Source organism: Micrococcus sp. TCR-5, assembly GCF_052220525.1.
GTDB lineage: Bacteria > Actinomycetota > Actinomycetes > Actinomycetales > Micrococcaceae > Micrococcus > Micrococcus luteus.
Genome location: NZ_JBQPDO010000002.1, coordinates 86,376 through 100,093, shown reverse-complemented (window position 1 = coordinate 100,093; position 13,718 = coordinate 86,376). Strand labels below are relative to the sequence as shown.

Below are 13,718 nucleotides of genomic sequence, written 5' to 3'. Positions count from 1 at the left end.
CGTCCATGCGCAGGGTTCCGTGGGCAGAAGCGAGGGTGCTTCTGCCCACGGAACCTGGAAACACGCGGGTTCTGCCCACGGAACCTGGAAACACGCGGGTCCTGCCCCCGGAAGGCGAGACCCGGCGGGTTCTGCCCACGGAACGCTCGCGTCGGCCGGGCACCCGACCCCCGCCCGGACCGACCCGGGCCGGCCTCACCGTCGCCCCGCTCAGTAGTACACGGCCAGGGGCCCGTGCGGGCCGTCCACCACGTTGCACGGGGTGCGGAAGATCCGCTCCAGCACCTCGGGGCGCAGGATCTCGGCCGGGGTGCCCGTCTCCACCACCTGGCCGTCGCCCATGGCCACGATCCGGTCGGCGTAGTGGGCGGCGAAGTTGATGTCGTGCAGCACGATCACCACGGTCCGGCCCAGCTCGTCGGCGGCCCGACGCAGCTGCTGCATCATCTGCACCGAGTGCTGCATGTCCAGGTTGTTCAGCGGCTCGTCCAGCAGCACGTACTCGGTGTTCTGCGCCAGCACCATCGCCACGTACGCGCGCTGCCGCTGGCCGCCCGAGAGCTGGTCGAGGTACCGGTTCTCGAACGGGCCGAGGTTGAGGAAGTCGATCGCGTCGGACACGTGCCGCTCATCCTCCAGGGTCAGCCGCCCGCGCGTGTACGGGTAGCGCCCGAACCCCACGAGCTGTCGCACGGTCAGCCGCGTCACGAAGTGGTTCTCCTGCCGCAGGATGGACAGGGTCTGCGCGATCTTCCGGGACGGCGTCGTGGTGATGTCGTGCCCGCCCACGGCGATCGTCCCGGCGTCGGCGTCCTGCAGCCGGCCGATCATCGTCAGCAGCGTGGACTTGCCCGCCCCGTTGGGCCCCACGAGCGCGGTCACTCCCCCGGCCTGGATGTCCAGGTCCACGGGTCCGATGCACACCTCGTCGCTGTGGCGCTTCACCACGCCGCGCAGCTCGATCACAGACGTCCCTTTCTCATCACGACGACCAGGAAGGTGATGCCGCCGATCAGCTCGATGACCACCGTGACCGCACCCCCCGCGTAGAAGACGTGCCGCAGCACGAAATAGGCGCTCGTGAGCACCGCGTACCCGGCCAGCGCCGCCACCGGGAGGATGAACCGGTGGTCGTGGGTGTCGACGAGGCTGTACGCCAGCGTCGCCACGAGGAAGCCGAGGAACGTCATCGGGCCCACGAGCGCGGTGGTCATGGCCATCAGCACGGAGACCAGCAGCAGCGTCACCATGAGCTCGCGCCGGTGATGCAGGCCCAGGTTGGTCGCGGCGTCGGCGCCGAGCGCCACCGTGTTCAGGCGGCGGGAGCGCAGCCACAGCAGCGCGCACACGACGACGGCGATGGGCGCGGCGATCGCCACGTACTCGGTCCGGGCGTTGGAGATGTTGCCGAAGAGCCGCGCGCTCAGCAGGTCGAACGAGTTCGGGTCCAGCAGTCGCTGCATGAACGTGCTCAGCGCGGCCAGCCCGCCGCCCAGCACCACGCCCACGAGCAGCATCAGATGGACGCTGCCGTAGGGCCGGGAGAGCAGCCACGAGTACAGGGCCGTCGCGAGCACCACCATGAGTGCGGCCTGGGCGAGGAACGGCCCCACCCCGGTCAGCACCGCGACGCCGGCGGCTCCCAGCACGTACACGGCGGCGGTCGACACGGCGGTGTAGAGCGCCTCGAACCCCATGATCGAGGGCGTGATGATGCGGTTGCCCGTCACCGTGTGGAAGCTGACGGTCGCGAAGGAGTGGCACAGCGCCACGATGCCGATCACGCCCAGGGACTCCACGCGCATCCGCGCGATCATCCAGAACGCGCGCGAACCGGGTTCGGCCTCGTTGCCCCACAGCAGGACCCCGGCGGTGGAGAGCACGGCGACGGCGGCCAGCACCGCGACGACGACCGCATACCTCCGGCGGTCGGCGGCGGTGACGAACGCGCCGGACCGGCGCGGGGCGTCGGCCTCGACGGGCCCAGCCGCGGTGGCGCCGCCGGGCGGGGCGGGGATGCGACCCGGGGCGGTCGCGAGCGGCTCAGCCATGCTTGGCCTGCCTCAGCAGCAGGGCGAGGAACACGATCGCACCCACGAGGCCCAGGATCAGCGAGATGGGCACCTCGAACGGGGCGATCACGGTGCGCCCGATCAGGTCGCAGACGATCACGATCCACACGCCGACCATGACCACCCAGGGCAGGTTCGTCCGCAGGTTGTCGCCGCGGACCATGGACACGAGGTTGGGGACCACGAGCCCCAGGAACGGGAGGGCCCCGATCACCACGGTGACCACGCCGGTGGCCACGGCCACCATGGCCACGCCGGTGAGGATCACGGCGTCGTAGTTGAGGCCGACGTTCGTGGCGACGTCCTTGCCGAGGCCGGCCACGGTGAAGCGGTCCGCGATGACGAAGACCGCCACGCACACGATCAGCACGAGGAAGAGCAGCTCATACCGGCCGCGGACCACGGAGGTGAACGAGCCGGCGAACCACGCGCCCACCTGCTGCAGCATGTCCGTCTGGAGGGCGAGGAACGTCGAGGCGGCGCCCACGACGGCGCCGAGCATGATGCCCACGATCGGCACGATGAGGGAGGACTGCAGGCGCACCCGCCGCAGGAAGAGGAAGAAGACGAGGGTGCCGACGAAGGCGAAGAGGATGGCCCCGACCATCCGGGTCACCAGGCCCGCCCCCGGCACGAGCACCATGGTCACCAGCAGGCCGAGGCCGGCCCACTCGGTGGTGCCCGTGGTGCTGGGCTCCACGAAGCGGTTCTGCGTCATGAGCTGCATGACCAGCCCGCACATCGCCATCGAGGCGCCGGCCAGCACGAGGGCGACCGTGCGCGGCACGCGCGTGATGGCGAACATCTCGCGTCCGCCCTCCGCGCCGACGTCGTACACGCCCACGAACAGCGAGACCACGATGAGGGCCGCGGTCACCACGACGCCGACCAGCAGCGGCCAGGTGCGCTGCCAGCGGGTGCGCTCGGGCCGCAGGACGGCGGGCGGGACCCAGCACACGCGGTCGCCCCGCCCCGGCTCCTCGAGCCGGGGCGGGGCGTCGGCGACGTGGTGACGCACGTCGACGATCACTGCGCGCCTTCGAAGGCCTTCGCGAGGTCCTCCATGACGGTGGTGTGGTTCTGGATGTCCTCGGCGACGTAGAAGTCGGCGGGCAGGTACACGATGTTGCCCTCCTTCACCGCGGTCACGTCCTGGAGGGCCTCGGAGCGCTCGATCAGCTCGGCGGCGGTGGCGTTCTCCTCGCCGATGGCGGCGTCGCGGTCCATGACGATCAGCCAGTCCGGGTTCGACTTCGCGATGGCCTCGACGGAGATGTCGTCGCCCTGGTGGTTGTCGGTGCCCGACTGCGCGAGGGCCGGGGTCAGCTCCAGCATGTCGAAGAACGGGCCGATGGCGCGACCGGTGCTGGGCGCGACGTACGACAGCTCGCCGCCCGAGGCGATGAGGCCCATGACGGTCTGCTCGGGGTCGTAGGCGTCCTTGGCGCGCTGGGTGGCGGCGTCGAAGTCGGCGATGAGCTTCTCGGCATCGGCCTCGTGGCCGGTGGCCTCGCCCAGCAGGGTGGTCAGCTTCTTCAGGCCCTCGTCCATGGGGGTCTGCGTGACGTCGAAGTCCGTGTCCACGACGGCGGCGTCGCCGGTCAGCTCGTCGATCTCGGCCTTGCGCTCGTTGAACCGCTGGCCGTTGAAGACGACGTCCGGCTCGGCGGTGACGAACAGCTCCATGTCGGGCTCCCGGTGGTTGCCGATGTCGGCGACCGAGTCGTCCTGGAGGTAGGAGGGCCCGCCCTCGCCCTTGTACATGATCTGCTTCGGCGCGGCCGACAGCTCGACGCCCCAGTCGTCCAGGGTGCGGAAGATGCGGTTGTCCGTGGCGATGACGGAGTCGACCTCCTCCGGGAGGGTGACCTCGGTGCCGGACATGTCGGTGACGGTGACCCCGGCCGCGACGCCGCCCGAGGCGGCCGAGGAGCCGTCGGCGGCGCTCGCGGAGGACGAGGACTCGCCGGAGGCGCTCGCGGAGGACGAGCCCGTGGCCGCGCCGCCGGCGGAGCAGCCGACGAGGGCGAGGGCCGCCACCGAGGTCAGGGCGAGACGGGCGAGGCGGGGGGCACGGGCGGAACGCGGCATGGTTCTCCTTCTGGGCGGCGGGGCTGCCCCGGGATGAGCAGTCGGGGTGGTGGGCGCGCTCCCGTGGAGGTGAGCCTTGCCTCAGTCGAATACCGTACACGAGGGTGCCGTAATCCCCCAACGGGGGTTCGACGGCTCCCGCCGCCCGGAGCCCGCGGCCTGGAGCCCTGTCAGTCCAACGGCGTCACCTCGAGGGCGAACCGCGACCGACCCACGCGCGCCAGCACGAGGGTGGCGTGCCGTCCGGCCCCGCCACGCCGGCCCGGCTTCGCCCCGCCGAGGACGGCGCGCCGCACCTCCTCGGGCGTCTCGCGGATGCCCCGCTTCTTCACGTCCAGCCGACCCACCCCGGTCTCCTTCGCCCAGCGCCGCAGGGAGGCCAGGTGGAAGCCGTGCACCGCCTCGATCCGATGGGCGCGGGCCAGGCCGTCCCGCACGGGTTCGGGCGCGACGAGGTAGGCCAGGTGGGGGTCCAGCTGCCGCGTCGGCACGGGCCAGGACGCGGCCAGGTCCGTCACGAGTCCGGCCCGGATGACGGCGCCGTCCGGCTCGTGCAGGACCGCGCCGACGAGCCCCGCCATGCCCTCCTCCCCCACGGCCTCGAGCTCGGGCGAGTCGCCGAAGTCCGCGCCGGAGACGAGCTGCGCCGTCGTCGTCTCCCCGCCCCGGACGGTCATGACGCGCGCCGCCCGCCGCACCCCGGGGCGGGCCGCCGCGTTGAACCACAGGGCGGCCTCCACGACGTCGCCGTCGACGCTCACCCACTCGGCCTCGGCGCCCGCCGGCACGGCCTCGTGCGGGAGCCCCGGGCCGAGCTTGACCCCGACCGGCACGCCCGTCGCGGCGATGTCCGTCACGACGCTCAGGGGCGGGGAGAACGCCTCGGGGTCGAACACGCGCGCGGACCCGCCCCCGCCGACCTGACGGCGGGCGGGGTCCAGCCACACCGCGTCCGCCTCGGCGGGCACGTGGGCGCGGGCCCAGGCCACGGCGTCGCCGTGCACCACACGCGCGCCGCGGTGGCCGGCGAGGTTCACCTCGGCGGCCGCGGCGACGACGGCGTCCCGCTCCACCGCCACGACGTCCAGGCCCCGGTCGGCGAAGGCGCGCGCGTCCAGGCCGAGACCGCAGCCGAGGTCGGCGACGCACCGGGCCCCCGCGGCCGCCAGCCGGTCCGCGTGCAGGCCCGCGACCAGCGGGCGGGTGGCCTGCTCCAGGCCGTCGCGGGTGAACAGCATCCGGCGTGCCTGCCGCCCGAGGCGGGCCTCCGCCCGGGACCGCAGCGCGGCCTGGGTCAGCGCGGCGGCCACGCGCTCCGGAGGATGCCCGGCCGCACGCAGGCGGGAGGAGACCGCGAGCGCGTCGGCCTCGCGGTACCCGGCGAGGGAGTCGAGGAGCGCGCGGCCCTCCGGCTCGAGGACGGGGGCCAGGGCGGTGGCGTCCGCCTCCGAGGCGGCGGCCGTGGGGCGCGGCGGGCGGGAGGCGGGGCGGGGACGGGCCATGCGCCCCACCCTAGGTCCGAAGCGTGGACACCAGGCGCAGGCCCATCACGGGCTTCTAGGATGGGCGGCATGACTCTGCCCTTCGCCGACTCCGCGCAGTCCACTCTCGGAATCGAGTGGGAGCTCGCGCTCGTGGACGCCGTGTCCGGCGAGCTGCGCTCCGAGGCCCCGGACCTGCTGCGCGCCCTGCATGTGGCCGAGGGCCTGGCCGACGACGACGTGAACCCGCACATGACCAGCGAGCTCCTGCAGAACACGGTGGAGCTCGTCACGGGCGTGCACGAGCGCGTCGACGCCGCGACGGCGGACCTCGGCCGGATCGCCGCGCGCGTGGCCGACGCCGCGGCGGCGCGGGGCATCTCCCTGTTCTGCCAGGGCACGCACCCGTTCGCGGACGCGATCGCGCAGCCCTCGACACCCAGTGAGCGCTACGACCGCATGCTGGATCTCACCCAGTACTGGGGTCGGCAGCTGCTGATCTTCGGCGTGCACGTGCACGTGGGCCTGGACGACGTCTCCAAGGCCATGCCGGTGGTGAACGGCCTGGTCAACCGCGTGCCGCACCTGCTCGCACTCTCGGCCTCCTCCCCCTTCTGGGCGGGCACGGACACGGGCTACCAGTCCCAGCGCACCCTCCTGTTCCAGCAGCTGCCCACGGCCGGCCTGCCGTTCCAGTTCCAGGAGTGGGAGGACTTCGAACGCTGCGTGGCCCAGATGGAGCAGGTGGGCATGATCGCGGACGTCACCGAGTGCCGCTGGGACGTGCGGGCCGTGCCCCGCCTGGGCACGGTGGAGATGCGCGTGTGCGACGGCCTGGCCACGCTCGAGGAGATCGCCGCCGTGACCGCCTACACGCAGTGCCTCGTGGATGACCTGTCCGCGAGCCTGGAGCGCGGTGAGACGGTCGAGGTCCTGCCGCCGTGGCACGTGCAGGAGAACAAGTGGCGCGCCGCCCGGTACGGCATGGACGCCACCGTGATCGTGGACGCCCGGGGCACCCAGGTCCCGCTGGCGGAGCACCTGCCGGCGGAGATCGAGCGACTGACCCCGGTCGCCGAGCGGCTGGGCTGCGCGGCGGAGCTCGCCGGCGTCCAGGCGATGATCGACGACGGCGGCGCCGCGGCCCGGCAGCGCCGGATTGAGAAGGAGGCGGCCGCCGCGCCGCCGGCCGAGGGCCAGGACGCAGGAGACTCGGTGGCCCCGCTGCGCGCGGTCGTGCTGGACGCCGCCGCCCGCACCCGCGCGTCGCTGGACGGCCGCACCGGCTGAGCGGCCGTTCCCCCGGCGAGGTGGCGGCCCCGCCGCCCCTGCAGGCTTCCGCCGCCCCGCCCGGCGCGGCTACGGTCGCACCATGCGAGCACTCACATGGCAGGGAAAGCGCAACGTCGCCGTCGAGGACGTCCCGGATCCGCGGATCCAGGAGCCGACGGACGCGATCATCGAGGTCACTTCGACCGGCATCTGCGGGTCGGACCTGCATCTGTACGAGGTCCTGGGGCCGTTCATGGACGCGGGGGACGTGATCGGCCACGAGCCGATGGGCATCGTCCGCGAGGTCGGGTCCGAGGTCACCCACATCCGGCCCGGTGACCGGGTGGTCGTGCCCTTCACCATCTCCTGCGGCCGGTGCTGGATGTGTCAGCGCGGGCTGCAGTCCCAGTGCGAGACCACCCAGGTGCGGGAGCAGGGCTCCGGCGCCGCACTCTTCGGCTACTCCCGGCTCTACGGCTCCGTCCCCGGCGGGCAGGCCGAGCTGCTGCGCGTGCCCCACGCGGACTACGGCCCCGTGAAGGTGCCGCACACCGGCCCGGATGAGCAGTGGCTGTTCCTCTCGGACGTCGTCCCCACCGCCTGGCAGGGGGTCCAGTACGCGAACGTCCCCGACGGCGGCACGCTCGCGGTGCTCGGCCTCGGCCCCATCGGCCAGCTGGCGGCGCGCATCGGCGTGCACCTGGGGTACCGGGTGATCGGTGTCGACCCGGTCCCCGAGCGCCGCGCGATGGCGGCCCGGCACGGCATCGAGGTCCTGGACGCCGACGGCGGCGAGGCCGAGGTGCTCCGCGAGCGCACCGGCGGCCGCGGCCCCGACGGGGTCGTGGACGCGGTCGGCATGGAGGCGCACGCCTCCCCGGCGGGGCACGCGGCCCACACCGCCGTGGGCCTGCTGCCCGACGCGCTCGGCCGGGCGGCCATGAAGACCGCCGGCGTCGACCGCCTGAGCGCCCTCCACACCGCGATCGACGCGGTCCGGCGCGGCGGCACGGTGTCGCTCTCCGGGGTCTACGGCGGCATGAAGGACCCGATGCCGATGCTCACCCTGTTCGACAAGCAGGTCACCCTGACGATGGGCCAGTGCAACGTCCGCCGCTGGGTGGACGACCTGCTGCCCCTGCTCGACGACCCGTCCGACCCCCTCGGCGTGCTCGACCTGACCACGCACACCGCCCCGCTCGAGGACGCGCCCGCCCTCTACGAGACGTTCCAGAAGAAGGAGGACGGCTGCGTCAAGGTGGTCCTGAAGCCGTGAGGATCGTCGTCCTGGGCGCGACGGGCAACGTCGGCACCGCTGTCCTGCACCGCCTCCAGGCCGCGGACGAGGTGAGCTCGATCGTGGGCGTGAGCCGTCGCGGCCCGGATCGGGCCGGAGCGCCCTACGACGGCGTCGAGTGGCACCGCCTGGACGTCGCGGAGCCCACGGCGGCGGGGCGGCTGCAGGACATCGTCGCCGGCGCGGACGCCGTCGTCGACCTGGTGTGGGTGATCCGCCCCAACCGCGACCGCGACCACCTGCGCGCCGTCAACGTGGCCGGCAACGAGCGGGTGTTCCGGGCCGTGGCCGAGGCGGGCGTGCCCCACCTGGTCTACGCGTCCTCGGTGGGCGCGTACGGGCCCGGGCCGAAGGGCCGCGCCGTGGCCGAGTCCCACCCCACCACCGGGGTCCCCACCTCGCACTACGCCGCGCAGAAGGCCGAGGTCGAGTCGATCCTCGACGGCGTGCAGGCCGAGCACCCCGAGCTGCTCGTGACCCGGCTGCGCCCCGGGCTGATCTTCCAGTCCGCCGCCGGGCCCGAGATCAAGGACTACTTCCTGGGCGACCTCGTCCCCGCCCGGCTGGTCGCGCGCCTGCGCACTCCGGTGCTGCCGTTCCCGCGGGGCCTGCGATTCCAGGCGCTCACGGCCCAGGACGTGGCGGACGCGTACTGGCGCGTGATCGCCCATCGGGCGGGCGGGGCCTTCAATGTGGCCGCCGACCCCGTGCTGGACGCGCACACCCTGGGCACCGTCCTCGGGGCGCGCCGCATCCTGGAGCTGCCCGTGGGCCTGTTCCGAGCGGCCGCGGCGCTGACCTACCGGGCACGGCTGCAGCCCACCGACCCGGGGTGGGTGGACATGGCGGCGGCGGTGCCCATCATGGACACCACGGCCCTGCGCGCCGCGACCGGCTGGTCCGAGACCACCGACGCCCGGGAGGCGGTCCGCCTCGTGCTCGACCATCTCGACGGCGCCGAAGGCCTCGGCAACGCCGGGCACCGCTCGCACTCGCCCACGGAATGAGGACGATGACCATCACCCGCCGGGCCGCCCTGACGGGCCTGCTCGGGGGCGCCGCCCTCGGGTTCACCGCCTGCACCTCCTCCGGCTATCCCGCCGACCCGGACGGCACCCTGGACCGCGTCACGGGCGGGGTGCTGCGCGCCGGCGTCGTGCACCACCCGCCCCACGTGGACGCCTCGGGCGCCGAGCCCGTCGGCCCCGAGCCCGACCTGATCCGCGGCTTCGCCGCGGCGCACGACGCACGCGTCGAGTGGACCGTGGCCGGGGAGGAGGCGCTCATGACCGCACTGGAGAAGGGCGACGTGGACCTGGTGGCCGGCGGCCTGACCTCGGCGTCCCCGTGGACGTCGCACGCGAGCATCACCCGCGACTACGCCGAGGCGCAGGGTCCGGACGGCGAGCCGGTGAAGCTCGTGATGGCCGTGCCCCTGGGTGAGAATCAGATGCTCACGGCCCTCGAGGCGTACTTCGACCAGCGCGCAGCGGAGGCTGCCCGATGACGCGGCAGGACACCCGCGAGAGGGGGCCGAGCGGGCGCCGGTTCGGCGCCACGGAGCTGCCCCCGGAGATCGAGCGCGTGGTCCAGCAGGCCAAGCGGCTCGAATGGGCGACGCTGGGGGTGCTGGTGGTCACGATCGTCCTCGTGGCGGTCGTGATGGGCTCCTCGCAGGCCATGCGTGCCGCGTGGATCGAGGACTTGCTGTCCCTGATCCCGCCGATCGCGTTCCTCGTCGCCCTGCGCGTGGCCCGCATGGCCCCGACGCGGGCCCGGCCCTACGGCTCTCACCGGTCCGTCGGGGTGGGGCACCTCGTGGCCGCCGTCGCCCTGTCCGTGATGGGCGTGGTCCTCGTCGGCGACTCCGTGCTGGGCCTGGTGACGGCGGAGCACCCGCCCATCGGCACGTTCGACCTGTTCGGGCACACCGTGTGGCAGGGCTGGTTCATGATGGCCGTGATGGCCCTGTCCGTGCCCGGGCCCATGATCCTCGGCCACAAGAAGCTCAAGCTGGCCGAGCAGCTCCACGACCGCGTGCTGTACGCGGACGCGGACATGAACAAGGCGGACTGGCAGACGGGCGTGGCGACCATCGTCGGCGTGGCCGGCATCGGCCTGGGCTGGTGGTGGGCGGACTCCGCTGCGGCGATCTTCGTGGGCGTGAGCATCGTGCTGGACGGCTGGAAGAACCTGAAGGAGGCCGTCACGAACCTGGCGGATCGCCGCGCCGCCACGATCGACGGCGCCCGGCCGCACCCGCTCATCGACCGTGCCGAGCGGGTCGCCTGGGCGGAGCCGTGGGTGCGCCACGCGGGCGCCCGCGTCCGGGACGAGGGCCACGTGTTCCACGTCGAGATGTTCGTGGTGCCGCACGAGGGGGCGGACGTGACGGTGGGCCGCTGCTGCGCGCTGCGGGACGCGATCGCCGCCCTGGACTGGAAGCTGCAGGACGTCGTCGTCGCCCCGGTGGACGAGCTGCCCGCCGAGGTGCACGGCGGTCGGTCCGGGGAGCATCAGACGGGCGAGGAGTAGCCCGGGCCTCAGCCGTTGAGGAACCGGCCCTCGAGGGTGGCGGAGGTGATGCGCTGGACCTCGCGCTGCTGGTCGCCGCTCCTCTGGCGCAGGGCGTGCATCTCGGCGGCGTCGACCGCCGGCAGGTGCGGCGCGAGCTGTTCGAGGACGTGCCACATCGCGGACTTGGCCTGGAGCATGCCCTGCAGCAGGTCCAGTTCGATCTGCGTCCAGCCGGAGCCGCGCGTGCGCAGCGCGTTCACGGGGTTGAGGCGTCCATCGACCTCGGCCGCCGCGCCGGCGGCCCGGTCCACCAGGGGGGGTGCGGAGGCCCAGTTCGCCGATGAGCGCCTCGAGGCGGTCCTGGTCGTCCTGGACGGCGTCGCCGAGGCGGCGCAGCGCGGCCTCCTGCGGGGTGCCGGCCCAGGTCTGCTCGGCGGCGCGGAACGCCTTCACACCGGAGCGGGAGCCGAGCAGGTGCTGATTGAGGAAGTCCTCCAGCATCTGCTCGTCCACGGCGGCGGAGGTGGACTCGGGGCGGGGGTGTTCATGGCCGGTCATGGGCCCTGTCTACGGAACGCGTGGGCGTGGCGGCAAGGGGCCGGGCGCGGTCAGACGCTGACGACCTCGACCGGCTGTCCCGGGTCCGCGCCGAACCACGCGTCGGAGGGGGCGACGCCGTCGCGCACCAGGCGTGCGCCGAGCGCGGCGACCATCGCCCCGTTGTCGGTGCACAGGTTCACGGGCGGGACGGTCAGCTCGATGCCCGCGGAGCGGCACCGGTCGGCGAGCAGGGCGCGCAGGCGCGAGTTCGCCGCGACGCCGCCGCCCAGCATCAGGTGGGTGAGCCCGTGCTCGCGGCAGGCGCGGACGGCCTTGGCGGTGATCACGTCCGCGACGGCCTCCTGGAAGGAGGCGGCGATGTCCGCGCGCGGCACCTCGAGGCCGCGGGCCTCGAACTGCTCCACGGCCCGGGAGACGGCGGTCTTCAGCCCGGAGAAAGACCAGTCATGCCGATGCGGGCCGGGCTCCTCGGCGCTGCCGACGAACTTGCCCGCGGTGAGCCCGCGCGGGAAGCGGAAGGCCGCCGGGTCGCCCTGGGCGGCGAGCCGGTCGATCACGGGGCCCCCGGGGTAGCCCGCCCCGATGAGGCGGGCGACCTTGTCGTACGCCTCGCCGGCCGCGTCGTCGATGGTCGAGCCCAGCAGCTCGACCTCGGAGCTGATCCGGCCCACGCGCAGGATCTCGGTGTGCCCTCCGGAGACGAGCAGCGCGCCCAGGTCCGCGGGCAGGTCGTCCCACTGCGTGGGCCGCACGCCGTCCAGCATGCCGACGCCCACGTGCGCCACGAGGTGGTTGATGCCGTAGAGGGGCGTGCCGAGGGCCGTGGCCAGCGCCTTCGCCCCCGCGACCCCCACCATGAGCGCGCCCGCCAGACCCGGGCCGGAGGTGACGGCGATCGCGTCGAGGTCCGCGAGGGTGACGTCGGCGGCGTCGAGGGCGCGGCGGATCGTGGGCACGAGGGCCTCGAGGTGGGCGCGGGCGGCGATCTCCGGGATCACGCCGCCGAAGCGCACGTGCTCCTCGACGGAGGAGGCGACCTCGTGGGCCAGCAGGGCGGTGCCGCGGACGACGCCGACGCCGGTCTCGTCGCAGGAGGACTCGATGCCGAGCACGAGGGGGGCTGCGGTGGCGGTGGGCATGGGCTCCAGTCTAGTGAGCGGCCCGGTCACAGGGCCTTGCGCATGATCACGGCGTCCTCGCCGCCCGGGTAGTAGCGGCGGCGCACGTGCAGCTCCTCGAATCCGTGGCGCGCGTAGAGCCGCCGGGCGGCGGCGTTGGAGGCCCGGACCTCGAGCATGAGGGCGCCCGCGCCGCGCGCCGCGGCCTCCGCGGCCATCCAGCGCAGCTGGGCTGCTCCGATCCCCCGCCCCTGCGCCGCCGCGACCGTGCCCACGGTCTGCACGTCGGCGACGTCGCCGACCACCACGATCCCGCCGTAGCCGACGATCTCGCCGGGGGCGGGGCCGTCGTCGTCCGCGGAGCCGGGCGCGGCCACATCGCGGACGACCACGCGGTAGTCCCGGGTGGGCGGGCGGCCGTGCGCGTCCCGTCCGCCGGCGGGGCCGGTCTGGGCGAGCTCCTCCTCGTAGAAGTGCGCGGGCCAGGCGTCGAGCGGGAAGAGCGTGGCCTCGTGGGCGAGCACCTCGGGGATGTCCCACACGGTCATGGGGCGCAGCAGGTACCCGGGCGGCAGCCCGTGCTCGTCCTCGGCGGGGCGCCCGTCGCCGGTCGGGGCCGGCTCGGCCGGGCTCACGCGCCCGCCCGCTTGCGGGGGCCGGGGACCTTGGCGTCGGACTCGCGCAGGTAGAGCGGCTCGGCGGGCACGAGGCCGCGGCCGCGCCGCAGGGCGAGCTCGGCCACCTGCCCCACCCCGACGGCGGACGGCGTGGCCGTCTCCCAGCCCGGCACCGCGCGCAGCGCCTCGGGGTAGAGCCCGGCCCCCGCGCCGAAGACGGGCAGCGGGGTGACCTCGTCCGCCGGCGAGACGAAGGGGCCGTGCAGCAGGGTCGGCTGCCCGCCGACCTGCGCGTAGTGGGCCCAGTAGACCTCGCGGCGGCGGGCGTCCGTGGCGACCACGAACTCCTCGATCCCGTGGCGGAAGGCGTCGACGCCGGCCGCGTGGGCGAGCGCGTCGAGGCTGCGGACCCCGTGCACGGGCACGTCCCACGCCAGGCCGAGGGCGGCCGCGGTCGCCAGACCCGCGCGCAGCCCCGTGAAGGGTCCGGGGCCGACGCCGACCGCGAGCGCGTCCAGCGCGGTGCCGGTGACGCCGGCCTCGCCGAGCACGGTCTGCACCGCGGGGGCGAGCACCTCGGCGTGGGCGTGGGTGTCGTCCGTGGCCCAGCGCGCGAGCTCCTCACCGTCCCGCAGGACGGCGACGGAGGCGGCGGCGGAGGAGTCGATCGCGAGGAGCAGGGCCATGGCGGC

Annotated in this window: 14 protein-coding genes; 5 read left to right on the top strand and 9 right to left on the bottom strand. The window is 74.1% G+C overall.

The window, feature by feature from the left end:
* Nucleotides 1-210: 210 nt before the first annotated feature.
* From ACTSKS_RS02235 to ACTSKS_RS02215, 5 genes are all read right to left on the bottom strand, one after another.
* Complete coding sequence (locus ACTSKS_RS02235) at nt 211-966, bottom strand: iron ABC transporter ATP-binding protein (protein ID WP_141844211.1); 756 nt, start codon at nt 964-966, stop codon at nt 211-213.
* Nucleotides 963-2,051: an iron chelate uptake ABC transporter family permease subunit gene (locus ACTSKS_RS02230; protein WP_442927242.1), complete on the bottom strand. Its 1,089-nt coding sequence runs from the start codon at nt 2,049-2,051 to the stop codon at nt 963-965. Before ACTSKS_RS02230 ends, ACTSKS_RS02235 begins: the two co-directional genes overlap by 4 nt.
* Complete coding sequence (locus ACTSKS_RS02225) at nt 2,044-3,102, bottom strand: ABC transporter permease (protein ID WP_200969270.1); 1,059 nt, start codon at nt 3,100-3,102, stop codon at nt 2,044-2,046. The genes ACTSKS_RS02230 and ACTSKS_RS02225 overlap by 8 nt, the downstream gene beginning before the upstream one ends.
* Nucleotides 3,099-4,163, bottom strand: a complete 1,065-nt coding sequence (locus tag ACTSKS_RS02220) for a siderophore ABC transporter substrate-binding protein (RefSeq protein WP_200969271.1) — start codon at nt 4,161-4,163, stop codon at nt 3,099-3,101. The genes ACTSKS_RS02225 and ACTSKS_RS02220 overlap by 4 nt, the downstream gene beginning before the upstream one ends.
* A gap of 170 nt (nt 4,164-4,333) precedes the next feature.
* A complete protein-coding gene (locus tag ACTSKS_RS02215; RefSeq protein WP_442927241.1) occupies nt 4,334-5,665 on the bottom strand; it encodes a THUMP-like domain-containing protein in 1,332 nt (443 codons plus the stop codon).
* A 69-nt stretch (nt 5,666-5,734) separates the two neighbouring features.
* Here ACTSKS_RS02215 and ACTSKS_RS02210 point away from each other — a divergent pair, with 69 nt between their 5' ends.
* The 5 genes from ACTSKS_RS02210 (at nt 5,735) to ACTSKS_RS02190 (ending at nt 10,748) form a co-directional block, all read left to right on the top strand.
* A complete protein-coding gene (locus ACTSKS_RS02210) occupies nt 5,735-6,934 on the top strand; it encodes a glutamate--cysteine ligase (protein ID WP_136939903.1) in 1,200 nt (399 codons plus the stop codon).
* A gap of 82 nt (nt 6,935-7,016) precedes the next feature.
* The gene (locus ACTSKS_RS02205) at nt 7,017-8,192 is read left to right on the top strand and encodes an alcohol dehydrogenase catalytic domain-containing protein (protein WP_145015318.1); all 1,176 of its coding nucleotides are present in this window, start codon (nt 7,017-7,019) and stop codon (nt 8,190-8,192) included.
* Nucleotides 8,189-9,220 (top strand): NAD-dependent epimerase/dehydratase family protein, encoded by a 1,032-nt coding sequence (locus ACTSKS_RS02200; RefSeq protein ID WP_237068997.1) that lies wholly within the window; start codon nt 8,189-8,191, stop codon nt 9,218-9,220. Before ACTSKS_RS02205 ends, ACTSKS_RS02200 begins: the two co-directional genes overlap by 4 nt.
* A gap of 5 nt (nt 9,221-9,225) precedes the next feature.
* The gene (locus ACTSKS_RS02195; RefSeq protein ID WP_159228144.1) at nt 9,226-9,720 is read left to right on the top strand and encodes an ABC transporter substrate-binding protein; all 495 of its coding nucleotides are present in this window, start codon (nt 9,226-9,228) and stop codon (nt 9,718-9,720) included.
* A complete protein-coding gene (locus ACTSKS_RS02190; RefSeq protein ID WP_159228145.1) occupies nt 9,717-10,748 on the top strand; it encodes a cation diffusion facilitator family transporter in 1,032 nt (343 codons plus the stop codon). Before ACTSKS_RS02195 ends, ACTSKS_RS02190 begins: the two co-directional genes overlap by 4 nt.
* Before the next feature lie 8 nt (nt 10,749-10,756).
* Here the strand turns inward: ACTSKS_RS02190 and ACTSKS_RS02185 are convergent, their stop codons facing one another.
* From ACTSKS_RS02185 to tsaB, 4 genes are all read right to left on the bottom strand, one after another.
* Nucleotides 10,757-11,041, bottom strand: coding sequence for a hypothetical protein (locus ACTSKS_RS02185; RefSeq protein WP_236601285.1), 285 nt, complete (start codon nt 11,039-11,041; stop codon nt 10,757-10,759).
* A gap of 297 nt (nt 11,042-11,338) precedes the next feature.
* Nucleotides 11,339-12,430, bottom strand: a complete 1,092-nt coding sequence (tsaD, locus tag ACTSKS_RS02180) for a tRNA (adenosine(37)-N6)-threonylcarbamoyltransferase complex transferase subunit TsaD (protein WP_159228146.1) — start codon at nt 12,428-12,430, stop codon at nt 11,339-11,341.
* Between the two features lie 26 nt (nt 12,431-12,456).
* The gene (locus tag ACTSKS_RS02175) at nt 12,457-13,044 is read right to left on the bottom strand and encodes a GNAT family N-acetyltransferase (protein WP_159228147.1); all 588 of its coding nucleotides are present in this window, start codon (nt 13,042-13,044) and stop codon (nt 12,457-12,459) included.
* The gene (gene tsaB / locus ACTSKS_RS02170; protein WP_144825603.1) at nt 13,041-13,712 is read right to left on the bottom strand and encodes a tRNA (adenosine(37)-N6)-threonylcarbamoyltransferase complex dimerization subunit type 1 TsaB; all 672 of its coding nucleotides are present in this window, start codon (nt 13,710-13,712) and stop codon (nt 13,041-13,043) included. Before tsaB ends, ACTSKS_RS02175 begins: the two co-directional genes overlap by 4 nt.
* Nucleotides 13,713-13,718: the final 6 nt, after the last annotated feature.